General features: G+C 63.7%; 19 protein-coding genes. 12 read left to right on the top strand and 7 right to left on the bottom strand.

Annotated features, from left to right (window positions below):
* Positions 1 to 4 precede the first annotated feature (4 nt).
* The 3 genes from GR167_RS07245 to GR167_RS07235 are packed head-to-tail and all read right to left on the bottom strand — an operon-like array spanning position 5 to position 1,536.
* Positions 5 to 367 carry a hypothetical protein gene (locus GR167_RS07245; protein WP_160972804.1) on the bottom strand — a complete coding sequence of 121 codons (363 nt, stop codon included), beginning with the start codon at positions 365 to 367 and terminating at the stop codon, positions 5 to 7.
* Between the two features lie 35 nt (positions 368 to 402).
* Positions 403 to 1,122 (bottom strand): DUF599 domain-containing protein, encoded by a 720-nt coding sequence (locus GR167_RS07240; protein WP_160972803.1) that lies wholly within the window; start codon positions 1,120 to 1,122, stop codon positions 403 to 405.
* Between the two features lie 3 nt (positions 1,123 to 1,125).
* Positions 1,126 to 1,536: a CopD family protein gene (locus tag GR167_RS07235; protein ID WP_160972802.1), complete on the bottom strand. Its 411-nt coding sequence runs from the start codon at positions 1,534 to 1,536 to the stop codon at positions 1,126 to 1,128.
* Positions 1,537 to 1,655: 119 nt separating this feature from the next.
* On the opposite strand from GR167_RS07235, the gene GR167_RS07230 reads away from it, so the two are divergent.
* The 8 genes from GR167_RS07230 to GR167_RS07195 all read left to right on the top strand — a co-directional run bounded on the left by GR167_RS07230 (position 1,656) and on the right by GR167_RS07195 (position 11,889).
* Positions 1,656 to 3,095, top strand: a complete 1,440-nt coding sequence (locus tag GR167_RS07230) for an FAD-linked oxidase C-terminal domain-containing protein (protein WP_160972801.1) — start codon at positions 1,656 to 1,658, stop codon at positions 3,093 to 3,095.
* A gap of 68 nt (positions 3,096 to 3,163) precedes the next feature.
* The gene (locus tag GR167_RS07225; RefSeq protein ID WP_160972800.1) at positions 3,164 to 4,291 is read left to right on the top strand and encodes an FAD-binding protein; all 1,128 of its coding nucleotides are present in this window, start codon (positions 3,164 to 3,166) and stop codon (positions 4,289 to 4,291) included.
* Between the two features lie 3 nt (positions 4,292 to 4,294).
* The gene (glcF, locus tag GR167_RS07220; protein WP_160972799.1) at positions 4,295 to 5,596 is read left to right on the top strand and encodes a glycolate oxidase subunit GlcF; all 1,302 of its coding nucleotides are present in this window, start codon (positions 4,295 to 4,297) and stop codon (positions 5,594 to 5,596) included.
* Positions 5,597 to 5,654: 58 nt separating this feature from the next.
* Positions 5,655 to 6,470: a trypsin-like serine peptidase gene (locus tag GR167_RS07215; RefSeq protein WP_160972798.1), complete on the top strand. Its 816-nt coding sequence runs from the start codon at positions 5,655 to 5,657 to the stop codon at positions 6,468 to 6,470.
* Positions 6,467 to 7,285, top strand: a complete 819-nt coding sequence (locus GR167_RS07210) for a trypsin-like serine peptidase (RefSeq protein ID WP_160972797.1) — start codon at positions 6,467 to 6,469, stop codon at positions 7,283 to 7,285. Before GR167_RS07215 ends, GR167_RS07210 begins: the two co-directional genes overlap by 4 nt.
* A gap of 120 nt (positions 7,286 to 7,405) precedes the next feature.
* Complete coding sequence (locus GR167_RS07205) at positions 7,406 to 7,873, top strand: Hsp20 family protein (RefSeq protein ID WP_160972796.1); 468 nt, start codon at positions 7,406 to 7,408, stop codon at positions 7,871 to 7,873.
* 135 nt (positions 7,874 to 8,008) lie between these two features.
* Positions 8,009 to 9,229 (top strand): aminotransferase-like domain-containing protein, encoded by a 1,221-nt coding sequence (locus GR167_RS07200; protein WP_160972795.1) that lies wholly within the window; start codon positions 8,009 to 8,011, stop codon positions 9,227 to 9,229.
* 191 nt (positions 9,230 to 9,420) lie between these two features.
* Positions 9,421 to 11,889 (top strand): Hint domain-containing protein, encoded by a 2,469-nt coding sequence (locus GR167_RS07195; RefSeq protein WP_160972794.1) that lies wholly within the window; start codon positions 9,421 to 9,423, stop codon positions 11,887 to 11,889.
* Positions 11,890 to 11,961: 72 nt separating this feature from the next.
* Here GR167_RS07195 and GR167_RS07190 read toward each other — a convergent pair whose 3' ends face one another.
* Positions 11,962 to 13,443, bottom strand: a complete 1,482-nt coding sequence (locus GR167_RS07190) for an NAD-dependent succinate-semialdehyde dehydrogenase (protein WP_160972793.1) — start codon at positions 13,441 to 13,443, stop codon at positions 11,962 to 11,964.
* 81 nt (positions 13,444 to 13,524) lie between these two features.
* Here GR167_RS07190 and GR167_RS07185 point away from each other — a divergent pair, with 81 nt between their 5' ends.
* Positions 13,525 to 14,319 (top strand): hormone-sensitive lipase, encoded by a 795-nt coding sequence (locus tag GR167_RS07185; protein ID WP_160972792.1) that lies wholly within the window; start codon positions 13,525 to 13,527, stop codon positions 14,317 to 14,319.
* Positions 14,320 to 14,507: 188 nt separating this feature from the next.
* Here GR167_RS07185 and GR167_RS07180 read toward each other — a convergent pair whose 3' ends face one another.
* Positions 14,508 to 15,509 (bottom strand): P1 family peptidase, encoded by a 1,002-nt coding sequence (locus GR167_RS07180; protein WP_160972791.1) that lies wholly within the window; start codon positions 15,507 to 15,509, stop codon positions 14,508 to 14,510.
* Positions 15,510 to 15,671: 162 nt separating this feature from the next.
* Between GR167_RS07180 and GR167_RS07175 the strand changes: the two genes are divergently transcribed.
* On the top strand, positions 15,672 to 16,880 hold the full coding sequence (locus tag GR167_RS07175; protein ID WP_160972790.1) for an aminopeptidase P family protein: 1,209 nt from the start codon (positions 15,672 to 15,674) through the stop codon (positions 16,878 to 16,880).
* Positions 16,881 to 16,925: 45 nt separating this feature from the next.
* Here GR167_RS07175 and GR167_RS07170 read toward each other — a convergent pair whose 3' ends face one another.
* Both GR167_RS07170 and GR167_RS07165 read right to left on the bottom strand, forming a co-directional pair.
* A complete protein-coding gene (locus tag GR167_RS07170) occupies positions 16,926 to 17,468 on the bottom strand; it encodes a hypothetical protein (RefSeq protein ID WP_160972789.1) in 543 nt (180 codons plus the stop codon).
* 80 nt (positions 17,469 to 17,548) lie between these two features.
* Positions 17,549 to 17,884 (bottom strand): cupin domain-containing protein, encoded by a 336-nt coding sequence (locus GR167_RS07165; protein ID WP_235915877.1) that lies wholly within the window; start codon positions 17,882 to 17,884, stop codon positions 17,549 to 17,551.
* A 197-nt stretch (positions 17,885 to 18,081) separates the two neighbouring features.
* Between GR167_RS07165 and GR167_RS07160 the strand changes: the two genes are divergently transcribed.
* Positions 18,082 to 19,158: a coiled-coil domain-containing protein gene (locus GR167_RS07160; RefSeq protein WP_160972787.1), complete on the top strand. Its 1,077-nt coding sequence runs from the start codon at positions 18,082 to 18,084 to the stop codon at positions 19,156 to 19,158.
* A gap of 310 nt (positions 19,159 to 19,468) precedes the next feature.
* Positions 19,469 to 20,587: a hypothetical protein gene (locus GR167_RS07155; protein WP_160972786.1), complete on the top strand. Its 1,119-nt coding sequence runs from the start codon at positions 19,469 to 19,471 to the stop codon at positions 20,585 to 20,587.
* Positions 20,588 to 20,645 lie beyond the last annotated feature (58 nt).

Below are 20,645 nucleotides of genomic sequence, written 5' to 3'. Positions count from 1 at the left end.
GCCGCTAGTGTTCCAGCCGCACCGCGACCATGTCCTTGCCCCAGCCTGATACCGAACAGCGGGCCCGGATATACACTTCGCGGGTGCCGTCGGGCACCATCACGTCGAACAGCGACCGGGTGAAGGGCTGTTCGGTCACATGCGGATGCATCAGCTTGCGGATGCCCAGCCGGTTGCCATTCTCATCCAGAACCTCCCAGCCGTCGGCGTAATGATCCCAGCCGGTATCGGGGTGGCTCAGCGTGACGTCGATGCGCCACCCCATGCCCGCGCGCGCCGCTTCGACCGCGACGATCTGCGGGTCATCGGCCAGCACGGGGCCGGCGGACAAGGCGATGCAGAACAGGGGAAACAGGATGCGTTTCATGCGGTCAGCTTAGCATCCGGACGGGCGCGGCGCGGTCACGATGGCGTGTGCCCCATGCCGTCCTCATTGCCCACCAGGACCGAGCGCGACATCGACGCGAATTCGCGCCGCCACAGGATCGCGAAGGTCACCAGGGTGGCGACGATCAGCGGTATCGCGCCAAGCAGCCAGGCAGTGCTGGCCAGCGCGAAATAGATCGCCCGCAGGCCCTGGTTGTAGCTGCGCGCGGCGGTGATGTTGATCTCTGCCGCCTTTAACGCGCGCGGCATGGCGACCGGGTCTTCGGGATCGTTGGGCACCGCCCCCATCAGCACCGCGCAATAGCCGAACAGCCGGTGCGACCAGACGAATTTCAGGAAGGCGGCGGTCAGCAGCAGCAGGGTGATCAGCAGTTTGACTTCCCAGACCATCCTGGGATCGGCGCTGAGCGTCAGGTCCTGGGCCACGGTGGCGAGCTGGCTGGCATTGCCGATCGCCGCCAGCGCCCCGCCGATGGCGATCAGCGAGGCAGAGGCAAAGAACGAGGTGCTTTGGCGCAGGGTCGACAGGGTATGGGAATCGAAGATGCGCGGCTGCCGGGTGACCATCTGGCGCATCCATTCGCGCCGGTATTGTGCCATCAGGATCGACACCGACGGTTTCTTGCGGCCCGGATGCTGGATCAGCCAGCCGATCACCAGCCAGGTCAGGAACAACAGCCCGACGGCGGCGAAATCCAGCGGGGCGAACAGGGCCAGGTGGTCGGTGATCGCCATGGCTCAGAACGGTTTCACCACCACGACCCAAAGGATCGCGATGGCGCCGAAAACGCTGACTTCGTTGAAGATGCGCAGGAACAGGTCGCTTTCGCGGAACACGCCCTTGCGCGCCGCCATGACCAGCTTGCCGGTCCAGACGTAATGCGCCGCCAGCGCTGCCACCAGGGCGAGCTTCAGCCAGACCCAGGCGGGGAAATCCAAGCCCCAGGCCAGCCACAGCCCGGTGATCAGCGCGATCACCGCCAGCCCGGCGGAAAAGCGGTAAAGCCGAATCGTCAGGTCTCCAAGGGGGCCGAATTCGCCCAGCCTGTCATATTCGCGCTTCCAGTAGATCAGCGCGCGCGGCACGGCGAAGATGCTGGTCATCCAGCCCATGACGCAAAGAATGTGAATGATCTTGACCCAATCCATGGCCCTTTACTGCCCGCGCCGCCCCCTTTAGGCAAGGGCCGCGGACAGGGCTGCGGAAAAGAATTGCGGCATCCGCCGTTTTGGTTATATTATTTTACCAATTGCCAGGAGAGCCCCCCATGGACATGCCCCAGCCCAACGCCAGTGTTCTGGCCAGCAAATCGCTATTGGTGAAACGTCTGCAGCAGGTTCTGCCCACGGACGCGGTGATCCATGAAGAGGCCGAAACCCGCGCCTATGAATGTGATGCGCTGACCGCTTATCGCTGCCCGCCGCTGGCCGCCGTTCTGCCCGCCAACACCGAAGAGGTCGCTGCGGTGATGAAGATCTGCCACGACATGGGCGTGCCGGTGGTGCCGCGCGGTGCGGGCACCTCGCTGGCGGGCGGGTCGCTGCCCACCGCCGACAGCGTTATCCTTGGCGTGTCGCGGATGAACGAGGTTCTGGAAACCGATTACGAAAACCGTTTCATCCGGGTCCAGACCGGGCGCACCAACCTAAGCGTCACCGGCGCGGTGGAAGAAAACGATTTCTTCTATGCCCCCGATCCGTCCTCGCAGCTGGCCTGCGCCATCGCGGGCAATGTCGGGATGAATTCGGGCGGCGCTCATTGCCTGAAATACGGCGTGACCACCAACAACCTGATGGGCGTGACCATGGTGCTGATGGATGGCACGGTGGTGGAACTGGGTGGCGCGCATGTGGATGCCGGGGGGCTTGACCTTTTGGGTGTCGTCTGCGGTTCCGAAGGCCAGCTTGGCGTGGTGACCGAGGCCACCTTGCGCATCCTGCACAAGCCCGAAGGGGCGCGGCCGGTTCTGATGGGATTCGATTCAAACGAGGTCGCGGGCCAGTGCGTCAGCGACATCATCAAGGCGGGCGTTTTGCCGGTGGCGATCGAATTCATGGACCGCCCCGTCATCCGCGCGACCGAGGCCTTTGCCGGCGCCGGTTATCCCGATTGCGAATCCCTGCTGATCGTCGAGGTCGAAGGCAGCGAGGAGGAGATTGCCGAACAGCTCGACAAGATCCTCGCCATCGCCCGGTCGCATAACCCGGTGGAGCTGCGCGAAAGCACCAATGCCGATGAAAGCGCCCGCATCTGGCTGGGCCGCAAATCGGCCTTCGGCGCGATGGGGCAGATCAACGATTACATGTGCCTCGACGGCACCATTCCGGTGAACCAGCTGCCCTACGTGCTGCGCCGGATCGGCGAGATGAGCCAGCAATACGGGCTGGGCGTCGGCAACGTGTTCCACGCGGGCGACGGCAACATGCACCCGCTGATCCTGTTTGATGCCAACAAGCCGGGTGACCTGGAACTGTGCGAACGCTTCGGCGCCGACATCCTGAAACTCTGCGTCGAGGTGGGTGGCTGCCTGACCGGCGAACACGGGGTGGGGATCGAAAAGCGCGACCTGATGGTCGATCAGTTCGATCCGGACGACCTGGATATCCAGATGGCGGTGAAGGACGTGTTCGACCCCGATTGGTTGCTGAACCCGGCCAAGGTGTTCCCCCTGGCGGCAAGTGAAGCGCGGCGGATGGCGGCGGAATAGGGGGCGTTGCCCCCCTGCGCGCGGGGCGCGCGCATTCCCCCCAAGATATTTTGGAACAGAAGAAGATGATGACACCACAGACAGAGGCCGATCTGGCCGAGATCATCGCGGGCGCGGCGGGGCCGTTGCAGGTGCAGGGCGGCGGCACGCGGCCCATCGGCGTTCCGGTCGAGGGCGAGTTGCTGCAGACCGGCGGGATGAGCGGGATCGACCTTTACGAGCCCGGCGCGCTGACGCTGGTGGTCAAGGCGGGTACGCCGCTGGCCGAGGTCGAGGCGGCGCTGGACGCCGAGGGCCAGCGTTTGCCGTTCGAACCGATGGATCACCGGGTGCTGCTGGGCACGTCGGGCGAACCGACCGTGGGCGGCATGGCTGCGGCGAATGTTTCCGGGCCGCGGCGCATCCAGGCCGGGGCCTGCCGCGATTTCATGCTGGGCGTGCGGTTTGTCGACGGCATGGGCCGGGTGCTGAAGAATGGCGGCCGGGTGATGAAGAACGTGACCGGTTACGACCTGGTCAAGCTGATGGCCGGGTCCTACGGCACCCTGGGCGTGCTGAGCGAGGTCAGTTTCAAGGTGTTGCCGAAGCCGGAAACCGCCGCCACGATCCGGGTCGCAGGCTTGAGCGATGAACGGGCCGTCGCGGCGATGGCGGCCGCGTTGGGATCGCCCTTCGACGTGTCGGGCGCGGCGCATCTGCCGCAAGGGCCGGAGGGCGCGGCACTGACCATGATCCGCGTCGAGGGGTTCGAGAAATCGGTGGCCTATCGGGCGGAGCAGCTGAAATCCCGCCTGTCGGCATTCGGCGAGGTCGCGGTGGACACCGGGGCCGAAAAGATCGCCGCCGACTGGAAGCGGCTGCGCGACGTGGAGGCCTTCGCCGGGCAGCCCGGCGATGTCTGGCGGATTTCGGTGAAGCCCTCGGACGCGCCGACGCTCGGGGCGGCGCTCAAGGCGGAAGGTTTGATTTACGATTGGGGTGGCGGGTTGGTCTGGGCGCTGGTCGGCGCGGGGCGCGATATTCGTCCGGCACTGGCCGGGATCGGCGGTCACGCGACCTTGGTGCGGGCCAGCGAGGAGACGCGCAAGACCATCCCGGTATTCCAGCCGGAACCGGGGCCGGTGGCGGCCCTGTCTCAGGGCGTGCGGGCCAAGTTCGACCCGCGCGGTATCCTCAATCCGGGGCTTATGGGGTAAGCGATGCAGACGAATTTTACTGAAAAACAACTGCAGGATCCCGGCGTCCAGCGGGCCAACGAGATCCTGCGCGCCTGCGTGCATTGTGGGTTCTGCACCGCGACCTGCCCGACCTATCAGGTGCTGGGCGACGAATTGGACAGTCCGCGCGGCCGGATCTACCAGATCAAGGACATGCTGGAAAACGAACGCGTGCCGGATGCCAAGACGGTCAAGCATGTCGACCGCTGCCTGTCCTGCCTGGCTTGCATGACGACCTGCCCGTCGGGGGTGCATTACATGCATCTGGTCGATCACGCGCGCGACTATATCGAGAAGAATTACAAGCGCCCCTTCTCCGACCGCGCCCTGCGCTGGATTCTGGCGCGTATCCTGCCCTATCCCGGTCGGTTCCGGCTGGCGCTTTTGGGGGCGAAGATCGGGCGGCCTTTCGCCTTCCTGATGCCCGATGCGCGGCTGAAGGCGATGCTGGAAATGGCGCCGAAACATATCCCGCCGGTCAGCCGCAACGACGACCCGCAGACCTTTCAGGCGGAACAGCCGCGCCGCAAGCGGGTGGCGCTGATGACCGGCTGTGCGCAGCGCGCGCTCAACACCGACATCAACGACGCCACGATCCGGCTGCTGAAGCGGCTGGGTTGCGACGTGGTGATCCCCAAGGGGCAGGGGTGTTGCGGCGCGCTGACCCATCACATGGGCAAGACCGATGAAAGCCACGCGACGGCAGCCAAGAACATCCGCTCCTGGGTGGCGGAGATGGATGGCGAAGGCCTGGATGCCATCGTCATCAACACATCCGGTTGCGGCACCACGGTGAAGGATTACGGCCACATGTTCCGCAACGATGCGCTGGCCGGGGATGCCAAGCGGGTGTCGGAGATTGCGATGGACGTGTCCGAGGTGCTGATGCAGTTGGACCTGCCGGAAGGGGCCGACAAGGGCCTGACCGTGGCCTACCACGCCGCCTGTTCGCTGCAGCACGGCCAGAAGATCAAGACCCATCCCAAGGACCTGCTGAAAAAGGCGGGCTTCACCGTGGTCGAACCGGCCGACAGCCACCTGTGCTGCGGTTCGGCGGGGACCTATAACCTGATGCAGCCGGAGATTTCCAAGCAGCTGAAGGACCGCAAGGTGCGCACGCTGGAGGCCAAGAACCCCGACGTGATTGCGGCCGGAAACATCGGCTGCATGATGCAGATCGGGTCGGGCACCGGCGTGCCGGTGGTGCATACGGTGGAATTGCTGGACTGGGCGACGGGCGGGCCGAAGCCGCCGGCACTGGGCGGGGCGCCGATTTTGCGCTGACGCCAAAATTTTGCCAAAACTCGCCGTTAAGGATGCGGGAGATCAGGAAAGGCCCCGCATGCTTCACCGACTTCTCATCGCGCTTTCGATTGTATTCGCCGCGGGTTTCGCCCAGGCGCAGGACACGATGCTGCGCCGGCTCGATACCGGCGAGGACGGCAAGGGATGGGAAGCGGTCGGGCGGCTGGAGCTGGCCGGAAACGGGTTCTGCACCGGGGCGCTGATCGCGCCCGACCTGGTGCTGACCGCGGCGCATTGCCTGTTCGATCCCGACAGCGGCGAGCGCATCGACCAGAGCCAGATCGAATTCCAGGCCGGTTTGCGCAATGGCCGGGCCGAGGCCTATCGCTGGGTCCGCCGGGCGGTGGTGCATCCGTCCTATCGCTATGACGGGCCGGTTTCGGCCGACCGGGTGCGCAACGACCTGGCGCTGCTGGAACTGGAACAGCCCATTCGCAACGGATCGGTCACCCCGTTCAAGGTGGCGCGCGATGCCCGCACCGGCGACCGGGTCGGCGTCGTGTCCTATGCCCGCGACCGGGCCGAGGCGCCGTCGATGCAGGAAATCTGCCGGGTGAAGGGCCGCCAGCAGGGCGTTTTGGTGATGACCTGCGATATCGATTTCGGATCGTCGGGTTCGCCGGTGTTCAGCTTCGCCGACGGGCAGGCGCGGATCGTGTCGGTGATTTCCGCCAAGGCGCAGGCCGAGGGCGAACGGGTGGCCCTGGGTAGCCAGCTCGACGGCAGCATCGATTTGCTGCGCAGCCAGCTTGAAAACAATGTCGGCATCCTGAAACCCACCATATCGCAGGCCCGGCGCGTCCGGGTGGGCGATGCGCGCGACACCACGGGCGCAAAGTTCCTCAAGCAATGAGGCGGGGCGGTCCTGTCCTTGCGGTATTGGCCGCTTTCGCCCTGGCGCTGCCGGCGGCGGCGGACGGGCTGCGGCGGCTGACGGATCGCGACGACCTGCTGGGCTGGGAAGCGGTCGGGCGACTCGATCTGGACGGCAAGGGGTTCTGCACCGGTACCCTGATCGCGCCCGATCTGGTGCTGACCGCCGCGCATTGCGTCTATGACCGGCGGACGAACGCGCTGCGTCCGGCCGACCGCATCGTGTTCCGCGCCGGGCTGCGCGACGGGGTGGCGATCGCCGAACGGAGCGGGCTGCAGATCGCGGCGCATCCGGGCTACAACCCGGCCCTGCCGCCGAATACCGACAACATCCGCCACGATGTTGCCCTTGTCCGGCTGGAGCAGCCGATCACCAGCCGCGACGCCGATCCTTTCGCGATCCATTCCGGCGGCAATGCCGGGACGGAGATTTCCGTGACCTCCTACGGTGTCGGCCGGGCCGAGGCGCTGTCGCGGCAGCGCGTTTGCACCCTGCTGGGCCAGCGGGACGAGGTGATGGCGTTCGACTGCAACGTGACCTTCGGGTCCTCCGGCGCGCCGGTGTTCGCCCGGGTGGGCGGCCGGGGGCGCATCCTGTCGCTGGTGTCGGCGGGCGGCAATGTCAACGGCAGGAAGGTGGGCTTCGGCATGGCCCTGCCGAAGCGGATCGCCGAGCTGAAGGCGCAGTTGCGCCGCGATCCGGTCGCGGCACCGGACCGGCGCATCATCCGGCTGAAACCCGGCACCGGGCGCGACAATACCGGGGCGCGTTTCATCCGCCCCGGCGGGGGTTGAAACCCCCATTCCCACCCCCCACATGATGCTGTACCGGAACGCCTTTTTGGGTTCCGCCATTCTCGCCTGTCCGATTGGAAGGCACCAACCTGGTATCGCTCAGAACGGAGGATTACCCCTATGCGCTCATTTGATTTTGCACCGCTGTATCGTGCCAGTGTCGGCTTCGACCAGATCGCCGACATGATGGACCGCGTCTTCGCCAACGAGGCGCCGCAGAACAGCTATCCGCCCTACAATATCGAAAAGACCGATGAAAACGCCTACCGCATTTCGATCGCGGTGGCTGGTTTTTCCGACGCCGACCTGTCGGTCGAGGTGAAGGAAAACGCGCTCGTCGTCGCGGCCCGCAAGGCCGATGAGGACCAGGAACGCGTCTATCTGCACCGTGGCATCGCGACCCGCGCCTTCGAACGCCGCTTCACGCTGGCCGATCATGTGCGGGTGACCGGGGCCACCCATGCCGACGGTATGCTGCATATCGATCTGGTCCGGGAAATGCCCGAGGCGCTGAAACCGCGCCGCATTGAGATCGCCAGCGGCCAGGCCGCCGAAAAGGACGTGGTCGACGCCAAGGCCGTCAACTGATCCGGGTTGTACCGTGAAGAGTACGGGGCGGGCCTTGGCCCGCCCTTTTTCGTGATCGGGCGCCGATCACGATTTATGTCAGGCAGATTGACTTAAATCGGCGGGAAGATCATCTTCCATGACAGGAGGATCATCATGTCGGTTGATCAGTTTTTCGCCTCGCGCATGGGGCGCATGAAGGCGTCGGAAATCCGGGAATTGCTGAAGCTTCTGGACCAGCCCGACGTCATTTCCTTTGCCGGTGGCATCCCCGACCCGGCCCTGTTCCCCGCCGCGGCGTTCCGCGATGCGATGGCGCGGGCGCTTGCCGACGGGCAGGCGGGCGTATCGCTGCAATATTCCACCTCCGAAGGCTACCCACCGCTGCGCCGCTGGATCGCGGCGCATATGCGCGAGCTGGGCGTCGAGTGCGGCGAGGACAATATCCTGATCACTTCCGGATCGCAGCAGGCGCTGGATTACCTGGGCAAGCTGTTCCTGTCGCCCGGCGACACCGCTTTGGTCGGCTGGCCGACCTACCTGGGCGCGCTTGGCGCCTTCAACGCTTATGAACCGAATTACGACCGGCTGGACCCGAACAGCAACCGTACGGCGGCGGATTTCGCGGCCCAGGCCGAGGCAGAAGGCGGGCGGGTGAAATTTGCCTACCTGTCGCCGGATTTCGCCAACCCGACCGGGGTGACGCTGACAAAAGCGGAACGCGAAAACGTGCTGCAAATGGCGCGCGATCTGGATTGCACGGTGATCGAGGACGCGGCCTATCAGTCGCTGCGTTACGACGGCGATTCCGTGCCGCCGATCCTGGCGCTGGAAATGCAGCAGCAGGGCGATATCGACGCCTGCCGCACGATCTATTGCGGGTCGTTTTCCAAGACCCTGTCGCCGGGGCTGCGGATCGGCTGGGTCTGCGCGGCCAAATCGGTGATCGACAAGATGGTGCTTTTGAAACAGGCGGGCGATCTGCACACCCCGACCCTGAACCAGATCGCGGTGGCCGAGGTGGTCGCGGACGGCTTCGACGATCATGTCGACACCCTGCGCAACGCTTACCGGGTCAAGCGCGACCGGATGCTGGCGGCGCTGGAACGGCATATGCCCGACGGCGTCGACTGGACCCGCCCCGAGGGCGGCATGTTCGTTTGGATGACCCTGCCCAAGGGTCTGGATGCGGCCGAATTGCTGGCCGAGGCGCTGCGCAGCGTACGGGTGGCCTTCGTGCCCGGCGCGGCGTTCTATGCCGACGGATCGGGGCGCAATACGCTGCGGCTGAACTTTTCCAGCCCCGGGCCCGAGCAGATCGAGGAAGGCATCACCCGGCTGGGCCAGGTTCTGCGCAAGCATCTGCCGGAAACCTGACGCCGTCTGGATGGGGCGTTCCGCCCGGCAAGCGCTGTGACCTGTCGGGCTTTGCCGGGTGAAATCAACTTTTGAATATTCGATTTATCCCAATGGATAGGCGGACACCCTTTTGAGGCGGTTCGGGGCGGTAAGACGGGCGGCTGGGGCGTCGTTCGTAACTTGTGAAGTAGTTTTAGCAAGGTTTCCGTATGCCCCACGATTATCCGCCCCCAGATTCTACTCAGACAACAGACAGCAACGTAAATTCTTTTGCCGGTTTCGGTCCCGGTCAGCTCACCAATGCGAATGGTGGCACCTCGGTCGGCGTCGGCGACACGGTTGTACTTGATTCCAGTTGGAGCAATTCGACGGATGCCTACAGCTTCACGTTCAACGACGGGGGCGACACCACGCTCGACGGCGATTCCGCCAATAATGAAGTGGGCAACGATTCAGATCAGTATCTGACCGTCAGGGATGCCAATGGCAATGTCACCGGCTCGGGCCGGGGGTATCTGGAAAGCTGCCTCACCTTGTCCGGGCCGGACGGAAGCACGATCAATGTCTACACGGTCGAAATCAACGGTCGGTTCGTCGGCACGATCGTGGACGGGGATATGACCCCCGGCGTCCATTACGAAGTCACCAGCGTCGAGGATGTGAACCAGTACAACGCCCCGAACGCCGCGGAGATCGATTCACAGACCTACGAATCTGCCGATGCCAATACCATCAATGGCAGCGGCGGGGATGAATCGCTTTCGGGGGGCGAAAGTAACGACACCATATATGCCGCTGGCGGGGCCGATACGGTCAGCGGCGATGGTGGCGATGACCTGATCTATTCCGAAAGCGGGAAAGACAGTGTCGAAGGGGGCTCCGGCCAGGACACGATCTACGCCGGGGCGGATAACGACACCATCGACAGCGGTGACGGCAATGACCTGGTCTATGGGGAAAGCGGCGATGACCAGATCGAAGGCGGTACAGGCAATGACACGCTCTATGGCGGTGATGGCAACGACCTGATCACCAGCAGCGGCAGTGAAACGACGACGACCGGAAGCGGCGGCAGTTCGACGTCATACACGGTGATCAACCTGGGCAATGTGGCCGATCTGGACCCTTATGAATACGGGGGGCAGGACCATGCTAATTACGGCGCCGAAAACTGGAGAGCCGCGGTCGGCAGCTATGGGGATGAAAGCGATCCGCTGAACGGGCGTTTCGCAGCCATGGATGCGCCCAACGCCACGAGCTATGTCGACGGGTCCTGGTCGGTCACCACCGACAGTACCGGCGCCCCGGCGGATGCGATCTATGTCAATGGCGTTGAAACCTATATCGACTCGGTGCTGGTTTACGACGCCACCATCACCTACGAGGACGGCACCACCGCACCGATCAGCGCGGTTGTATTCCAGACCGTCGATGGCGATCTCTTCCTGGCGCCTGAGATGACCTACAACAGCGATCAGCAGGCGCTGGAAGCAGGCCCGATCCAGTCGATCTCGCTGAACTCGCTGCTTTCGGGCAACGATCCCAATACGATCAACACCCTGGCGCAAAGCCGCTGGGATGCGGAATTCGTCGAGGAAGAGGGTACCGGCGAGGATGGCGACGACCTGCTTTACGGTGGCGCTGGCGACGACACGATCTATGCCGGGACCGGTGACGACACGCTGATCGGCGGCAGCGGCGCCGATCTTCTGTCCGGCGGTGACGGGCACGATGTCTTTTCGCTTGAGGGCCAGCAGTCGAACGCGATGCTGGGGACCGAACCCGAAGGGGCCGCCTATGTGAATACCTCCGGGGCGGACACCATCAGCGATTTCGACTTGGGCGACGATGACCTGGACGGGTTCACCAACGACCAGCTGGATGTGTCCACCTTGCGGGATGCGAATGGTGAGACGGTCGAAACCTGGGATGTCAGCGTCGGCAGCGATGAGAACGGCAACGCGGTTCTCACCTTCCCGAATGGCGAACAGATCGTCTTGAAGGGGATTTCAGCCCAATCGGTGTCCGATCCCGGCCAGCTTTATGCGATGGGTATTCCCTGCTTCGTCAAGGGAACACTGATCGAAACACCCGATGGCGCGGTGCCGGTCGAACGGCTGCGCGCGGGCGATGAGGTGGTCTGCGCCGATGGGTCCGTCTTGCCGATCACATGGGCCGGCGGGCGCGTCCTGGGCGAAGCCGAACTGCAGGCGCACCCGCAGCTGCGGCCAGTGGCGATCCAGTTCGGCAGCCTCGGCAACCGCCGTGAACTGCGCTTGTCGCCGCAGCACGCGGTTGCTCTGGACACGCCGGAGGGCATGAGGCTGGCCCGCGCCACCCATCTGGCTCAGCGGGAAGGCGGCAGCTTCCGCGTCGCGCACGGGATGAAATCGGTGTCCTATCATCACCTGCTGCTGCCGCGGCACGCGCTGTTGCTGGCCGAGGGCGCGGTGGTGGAAAGCATGTGGCCCGGCCCGATGGCGATGGCGGCGGTCGGGCCGGAAAGCCGCGCCGATATCCTGCGTCATGCGCCGGAGCTGAAACCTGCGCTGGACGGCGATATGCCGGTGGAAAGCCTGTATGGCCCGCGCGCCGCGCCGGTGCTGAGCGGGCGCGAGGTCAGGACGATGGCGCGGATCGAAACGCCGGGAATGCGCCGGTTGCAACCGGCCGCCTGAGTTCTCACGCGGACAAAAGAAAAAGGGCGGGGCCAAGGCCCCGCCCTTTTCATGTCCTGCCTGTGCTGCCGGTCACACCGACATGCAGACATATTTCATTTCGAGGTATTCCTCGATGCCGTGATGGCTGCCTTCGCGGCCCAGCCCCGATTGCTTGACGCCGCCGAACGGCGCCACTTCGGTCGAGATGATGCCGGTGTTGACGCCGACGATGCCGTATTCCAGCGCCTCGGCCACCTTGTAAACGCGGCTCAGGTCCTTGGCATAGAAATAGGACGCCAGACCGAAGATTGTGTCGTTGGCCATCGCGATCACCTCGTCCTCGTCCTTGAAGCGGAACAGCGGCGCCAAGGGCCCGAAGGTTTCATCGGTGGCGAACAGCATGTCGTTGGTGGCACCGGTCACGATGGTGGGGGGCAGGAAATTGCCCGGCCCCTGCATCGGATCGCCGCCGCCCAGGATCACCTGCGCGCCCTTGGCGGTGGCGTCGGCGACATGTTCCTGCACCTTCTTGATCGCGTTGTCGTTGATCAGCGGCCCTAGGTCGGTGCCCGCTTCCAGCCCGTCGCCCATCTTCAGCTTCTCGACCGCGGCCTTCAGCTTCTCGGCGAAGGCGTCGTAGACGCCGTCTTGCACATAGATCCGGTTGGCGCAGACGCAGGTTTGGCCGTTATTGCGGAACTTACACATGATCGCGCCTTCCACGGCGGCGTCCAGATCGGCGTCGTCGAACACGATGAAGGGTGCGTTGCCGCCCAGTTCCATCGAACATTTCATCACCTGGTCGGCGGCCTGGCGCAGCAGGATGCGGCCCACGTTCGTGGACCCGGTGAAGGTGATCTTGCGCACGGTCGGGTTTTCGCAGAATTCCTGACCGGTGCCCGGCGCGTCCGAGGTCGGCACGATCGACAGGATGCCCTTGGGCAGGCCCGCGCGTTCGGCCAGCACGCCCAAGGCCAGCGCCGACAGCGGCGTCAGTTCAGACGGGCGCGCCACGAAGCCGCAACCGGCGGCCAGCGCCGGGCCGGCCTTGCGGGTGATCATCGCGTTGGGGAAGTTCCACGGCGTGATCGAGGCGGCGACGCCAATCGGCTGTTTCATCACCGTGATCCGCTTGTCGCGCTGGTGGCCGGGGATGGTTTCGCCATAGATCCGCTTGGCTTCCTCGGCGAAGAATTCGACGAAGGACGCGCCATAGGCGATTTCGCCCTTGGCTTCGGCCAGCGGCTTGCCCTGTTCGGCGGTCAGGATGGTGGCCAGGTCGTCCTGGTTTTCCATCATCAGGTCGAACCAGCGGCGCAGAACGATGGCGCGTTCCTTGCCGGTCCATTGCGCCCATTCCTTCTGCGCCTCGGCGGCCTTTTCGATGGCATAGGCGACCTGTGCGCGGGTCGGGTCCGCCACGGTGGCGATGACGTCGCCGCGCGCGGGGTTGGTGACCTCGTAGGTCGCGCCGTTTTCAGCGGCGACCCATTCCCCGGCGATGAACGCTTGTTCCGCCAGAAGCGACGGGTCCTTCAACAGAGATTTCAGATCGGTTTTTTGATCCAGCATCGGGCTGCCCTCCGGTTTTTTGTGCTGGCACAGGCAAAACATCTGGCGCTAGGGTTGTCCAGAAAAACTAAGAGGCAAAACATGGAATTGGACGATGCCTACGCCAATGCGGCGTATATCGAAGGCGCCGAGGCGTATCCGGGCCGGTGGGCGGCAGACGCGGCGGGGTTCCGCGAAGGGATGCTGGAACAGGGGCTGGCCGAGCTGGACATTCCCTATGGCGACAGCCCGCGGCAGGTGTTCGATCTGTTCCAGCCCGCAGGCGGGGCCAAGGGGCTGTTTGTCTTCGTGCATGGCGGGTATTGGCTGAAATTCGATAAATCCTACTGGTCGCATCTGGCCGCCGGGGCGCTGGAAAAGGGCTGGGCGGTGGCGATGCCGTCCTATGATCTGTGCCCCGAGGTGCGTATCGCCGATATCAGCCGCCAGATCGCCCATATGATCCCGCAGGCCGCCGCGATGGTGTCGGGGCCGATCCTGCTGGCGGGCCATTCGGCGGGTGGGCACCTGGTGGCACGGATGGCGACGCCGGGGATGCTGCCGGCGCAGGTGGCGGTACGGGTGGCGCGGATCATGCCGATTTCGCCGGTGGCCGATCTCAGGCCGATGGTGAAGACCTCGATGAATGCCGATTTCAAGATGGAAATGGCCGATGCCGCGATGGAAAGCCCGACCCTGATGCTGCCGATGCCCGGCATGGACGTGGTGGTCTGGGTCGGTGCCGAGGAACGGCCGGTGTTCCTGGAACAAGCGACCGCGCTGGCCGAGGCCTGGCGCTGCGAGCTGCATATCGATCCGGGCAAGCACCATTTCAATGTGATCGACGGGCTTGCCGATCCCGACAGCCGGATGCTGGAGCTGCTGCTGCCGGGATAAGATGCCGGGAACGAGGCACTCCGGCCCGGAACAAGGCCGAAGGCCGCCGGGCCAGCGGCAGTCCGCCCCCCGGGCTGCCGCTGTGGTGAGCTAAGCTCTATCGCCGACAGGGCGCCCGGATGTGGCTGGCATAAACTGCCATGCTCACGGCTGCACAGCGCCACCCCGAGGACTGGCGCTGGCCCGGCTTATCCGTGTCTGTCCGACCAGCAAGGTTGCAGATCGCCCATCGCGGGGCTTGCGTGGAACACCGCCCTGGCGATGGCGCGGGCCATGCAGGTGGCGGCGGCATGGCCGAGGTACAGCGTATCAACGATGGGGTTTTCCAGCGGCTTGGCACCAGATGCGGCGGCGAAGATCAGGTCGCCATCCATCGGCGTATGCGACGGGAAAAGCGCCCGGGCGTACCCGTCATGGGCGGCGGTCGCCAACCGGGCGCATTGCGCCTGGGTCAGCGTGGCGTCGGTGGCGATGATCCCGATGGTGGTGTTGGCATGGGCGGCCAGTTTGGTCGGCGGCAGGTGCGGTTCGGGATAGCTTGCGGCCACGCCCCGCCCGCCGAATTCGCCGCCCTGCTCGAACGGCCCCGCCCAGAAATGCGGCCCCTCGCCCACCACCGCCGATCCAAGCGCGTTCACCGCGACCAGCGCGCCCACCGTGTGTCCAGAAGGCAAGGTGACCGAGGCCGATCCCAGCCCGCCCTTGAAATTGGCGGTGGTCGCGCCGGTGCCCGCGCCGACGCTGCCCAGATCGAAGTCAGCCGCTGCTTGCGCCAACGCCTCGGCCCCGAGCCGCTTGTACGGGTTGTCGGCCCAGTCCTTGTCGCCGCCATTGATCAGGTCGAACAGGATCGCGCCGGGCACGATCGGCACCAACTGATCGCCCACCGCAAACCCCCGCCCCTGCGCCCTGAGCGCATCCGCCACGCCCGATGCGGCGTCGAGCCCGAAGGCCGACCCGCCCGACAGCACCAGCGCGTCGATCTGCTCCACCGTCTTGTCCGGTGCCAGCAGATCGGTTTCCCGCGTCCCCGGCGCGCCGCCCATCACGTGGATACCGGCGGTGAAGGGCGCATCCGCCACCAGCACCGTCGCGCCGGTCTTGATCGCCGCATCCTGCGCGTTGCCGACGCGGAACCCCGCGACATCGGTGATCAGATTGCGGGCACCGGGGCGGGGTTGATCGGTCATGGTCTGAATTCCCTCGTCAAATGTCGCAAAACATCTTGCCAGATCGCGCGGGATCGGCAAGGTCGGGATCAGGGCGGGGCGATGGCGTCGCCACATGGCAAGCGCCATGCGCCCGGAACCCGTCCTGTACGCCGGGACCTTTCTTTTCCAAGGAGGGTCGAAATGACATCCCGTCCAGAAATGTACCGTTACCACAATGGCGAAAAGGCCCCGCTGCCTTTCGCGCCCGCGGAATACGAGGCGCGCCTTGCGGGCCTGCGCCGGATCATGGCCGACCAGGGCCTTGATGCCGTCGTCATGACCTCGATGCACAACATCGCCTATTACAGCGGTTTTCTTTATTGTTCCTTCGGCCGGCCCTATGGGCTGGTGGTGACCGCCAGCGACAGCGTGACGATCAGCGCGGGCATCGATGCCGGGCAGCCCTGGCGGCGCTGCCACGGCGACAACATCACCTATACCGACTGGCAGCGCGACAATTACTGGCGCGCGATTCTGTCGGTCACCGGCGAAGGCAAGGCGGTGGGCTACGAGGCCGATCACCTAACCCTGCTGCAGCTGGGCAAGTTGGAGACCTTCCTGAAACCCATCCGCATGGCCGATGTATATGAAGCCACCATGCGCCAGCGTATGCATAAAAGCCCCGCGGAAATCGCCCTGATCCGCGAAGGCGCGCGGGTGGCCGATGTCGGCGGCTATGCGATCCGCGACGCGGTGAAGGAGGGCGTGCGGGAAATCGACGTCGCCATGGCCGGGCGCGACGCGATGGAGGCGGAGATCGCGCGCAGCTTCCCCGACGCCGAATACCGCGACACCTGGGTGTGGTTCCAGTCGGGGCTGAACACCGATGGGGCGCATAACCCGGTGACAAGCCGCGCATTGCAAAGGGGCGATATCCTCAGCCTCAACACCTTTCCGATGATCAGCGGCTATTACACCGCTTTGGAACGGACCATGTTCGTGGGCGAGGTGGACGCGGCGAGCCTGGAAATCTGGCAAGCCAACGTCGCCGCGCATGAATACGGGATGAGCCTGCTGAAACCGGGTGTGAGCTGCGCCGAGGTGACCGAGAAGATCAACGCCCTCTTCGCCGAGCGCGACCTGCTGCAATACCGTACCTTCGGCTATGGCCACAGTTTCGGCGTCTTGTCGCATTACTACGGCCGCGAGGCGGGGCTGGAACTGCGCGAGGATATCGACACGGTGCTGGAACCCGGCATGGTGATTTCGATGGAACCGATGCTGACCATCGCCGCCGGTCAGCCCGGCGCGGGCGGCTATCGCGAACACGATATCCTGGTGATCACCGAGGACGGCAACGAAAACATCACCGGCTATCCCTACGGGCCGGATTTCAACGTGGTGGGCTAGACGCCTGAAACATTGGGGAGTGCCGGTTGACGCCTTTTCCGAGGATCAGAGACTGGCACTTCCAACCACGATGTAGACCGCGCATGCAATGCAGAGGCCCGCGATGACAAAGGCGAGTATGCGTTTACCCCCGCGTTTCGTCACGCTGATGAGCGTCGATGCAATGACGTAGCAAAGGATGAGAAGCGTCAAGGAGATCAATACTAAAGGCTGATCGGTCGCGCCTTTCCTCAAAATGATATGCGCCCATAGCCAGAGATTGGTAATGGGGATACCGAAGCCATAGCCCACGGGTACGAACAGCCATAGCAGTACAGTTCCCAGAATGCGTGCTCTTCCCGGACGCAGCAAAGGAACCGGTGGCGTTCGTTGGCGCAAACCAAGCACGGCCCACCAAAGGCAAGCCCCGATGGCAACGCATAACAGGTAAATGACCAGAAGGTTCTGAATGTGGTGCACTTGGCGGTCGAACGGTTCGAGGCCACGTTGCAGAGCGACCAGCATGATTGCGAGCAGAGCCGCTAATCCGAGAACGCCAACGGGGTGAATCCAAACGGGTATTCTCGGAGTTCTGTTTTCGATGTTCATTCTGTCAAGCTATCTGGGGCGCAATGACTAGCAAGTCCGGAAAACCAGACTGGCCGCGCCGGCATGAGCGAAAAGCGCGCTTACAAGCGGATCACGTAATCCTTGGTGGTGGTTTCGATCACTTCCCAGGTGCCGCTGAACCCGGGCCGGATCACATGCGCATCGCCCGCCTGCAGCCGGATTTCCTGCCCCTCGGCATCGGTCAGCACTGAAACGCCGCTGAGAATGCGGAAATATTCCCATTCGTCATAGCTGACGCGCCACTTGCCGGGCGTCGATTTCCATATCCCGCAATAGAGCCCGTCGCGCTCTTCCAGGTTCCAGGTGGTGAATTCCGGATCGCCCGAGATCAGTTTCCCAGCGTCGGGGCGTTCGGTTTCGCCGGGGCCTGCGGCAGTGACCGGGAAATGGAGCATGGTGGGCATTCCTTGATTTGATCAAATTATTCATAGGCATTTAGCGCCAAGCCCCGGCGCCGGGCAAGCCTGTCTTGCCGCTTTCTTTTTTAGGTTGAGTTTGACACACTCCTGATGAATTCGGCATGGCAGGGGATGTAAATCATTATAACATTCCCCATATATGCGCTAAGGTATTGACCCAAAGGAAGAAGATGATGGCGAATTTCGATGCCCAGGTGATGGAATCCCAGAAACAGATGGCCGAAGCGCAGGCCAAGATCGCGGAGCTGACTTCGCGCATCGAAACCGCGCGCGGCAAGATATCCACCGGCGAGGATGCGATGATCGACATCGAAAACGCCACGCTGGAAGACGTCCACGCCCATACCGATGTGATGAACGCCAATATCGCCGAACTGATCATGGGGCTGGACGACGTCACCGCCGCCTTTTCCAAGGATTTCGACGAAATGCGCAACAAGACGGGCTGGGAAAGCTTCGTCGGCGTGTTTTCCAGGGCGAAGTCGGAATCGATGCGCCAGGACCGGATGCGCACCGCCAATATCGACGACAAGCTGCAGGATCTGATCGCGAAATCGGACGTGATCACCAAGCTGTTGGAAAGCCAGCTGGCGACGCTGAACGACCAGAAGGTGCAGGTCGAAACCAACCTGTCCGAAACGCTGAGCGACCGCGAACTGACGGTGAGCGAGCTGGAAGACACCCGCGCGCAGATCGTGGCGATGGACCCGAAGATCATCGAACTGGAAAACAAGATCTCGGTCACCCAGGACGCGGCCGAACGCACCAAGCTGGAAACCGAACTGGCCGATATGAACAAGGCCTATAACGAACTGGTGCAGGCCGAGCAGGTGAAGCTGGCCAAATCCCAGACGCTGGAGCGGTATATCGAGAAGGGCAAGACCTGGGTGGACAGTCTGCAGAACCAGGCGGCGACCCAGATGGTGCTGATCAACAAGCTGCAGACGGATACCAAGCAACGGGTGGTGCTGTATGACGCCCTGTCGAAATCGCTGAAGACGGCGCAGCAGCAGGACGTGGCGCACCGGATCAACGAAATCGGCGTGCAGACCGACAAGGAAGCGCAGGCCGCCATGGCCGCGATCGGCACGGCGACGAACCAGCGCATGGCCGACATGATGGAAAAGCACGAGGAACACATGGTGTTTGCCCGCGAGGTGCTGGAAGCCAAGGCCAAGGCCGATGAACGCTTCGCCCGCCGGTTCCAGGCGATTGTCGAGAAGCATGACAAGAACCTGTATGGGGCATGAGTTTCCGCCGTCGCTGTTATATGTTTATGGCTCTGGGCGTCGCCTTGGGAGTAAAGGCGTATTCCATTGATCCATGCGCCTTTGAGAATGGCCCTTGTCCTGGAGGAGCGAGACCACTGGCCGCCCTGTCCATTCTGTTCTTCTTTTGGCTTCTTGGGGCTGGTCCCCTTTTGAATAGGGGAATGTGGGTCGCAATGCACATGGCTGAGAACGAGTATTTTTTCAAGCGGTGGCAAAAGAGCAGCCAAGGCCCATTGGGTAGTGTGATTGTCTGGTGGAGCGGCATCAATTCAGATGGAAGTTTGCGAAAGTGATTGACGTATCAGCTGACCACGCCGGCCTGACCGACACCTTCGCCAGCCGCCGCTATTTCCGCAAGTTCGAGGTCATCACCTCGCATCTGGGCAGCATCGCGGCGCAGATGCAGGCCGAGGGTGATCTGGGCGCGGAAGAGGTCAAGATCCTCACCCGCTACATGGCCGAGATCGGTTTCACCTTCCGTGCGCTCAGCATGAAATACCTGTTGGCCGGGCGCGATACCGGGCAGTTCTTCGGATCGCTTTCCATCGACACGGTCGACAGCGGTTTCCCGGTTTTCAACGAACTGCTGGTGATGGCCAATGACGCGATGCAGGCCGAACGCCACCTGGAAAACATGCCCTCGGTCGAAGCGCTGAAACGGCAGATGGTGGGCAAGATCGTGGGCGAGCGGGAGATCCCGACCCGGCTGCAATTCGCCCTCTCGCAGCGGCTTTATTACGAGGAACTGGTCAAAGGACACCTGTTCTGGGCCCGCAACGACCCGCGCGCGGTCTGGCTGGGCGGGGATGAGCGCCGCCGCTACCTGCTGCATTGGGCCGTGTACGACAGCCAGGTCAACCTGCCGGTCATCTACCTGATGGAGCTGGAAGACACCGGCCGCCACGGGCTGCCCAAGGACGAAGCGCGCTGGCCCGAGGTCCAGGCGCATCTGATGGGGCAGGCCCTGGGCGGTCTGAAGCTGGTGACCATTGCCAAGGGGTTCGATGAACGCTTCGACGACCTGCACCCGAAACGGTTCAGCCGGCTGCATCTGGGGCCGATGTATTCCCACGCCTTCACCCGGCAATCCGGGCCCCTGCGCGAGGTCCTGGCCGAGGCGGAGAGCCCCGAGGGGCAGGACTGGGCACTGGCCTGGACGGTGGAGGAGCTGGAAAGCGAGCGGGTGAAAGAGGAAAAATCGGGCTGGTTTTCCACCGTCGAACGCGAGGTTTTCGCGCTCGACCCGTTCGGCGGGCGCGGCGCGGATACCGGCGCGACGCGCACCGAGCGCAGCATCATCCTGCCCGAACGCCCCTACCAGGTGCTGGCGGAAAAGAACCCGGCGGGGTTCGCCAATGTGCGCAAGTTCGTGGTGAGCAATGCGGGGCGGGTGCTGAGTTATCGGTGAGGTTGGAGCCGGCAGATTCTGATGCAGAATTTGCCGGGAAATTGGAAATTTCCCGCGC

This window comes from Thalassovita mangrovi (assembly GCF_009857745.1).
Lineage (GTDB): Bacteria > Pseudomonadota > Alphaproteobacteria > Rhodobacterales > Rhodobacteraceae > Thalassobius > Thalassobius mangrovi.
This window is presented reverse-complemented; position numbering and strand designations above follow the sequence as displayed.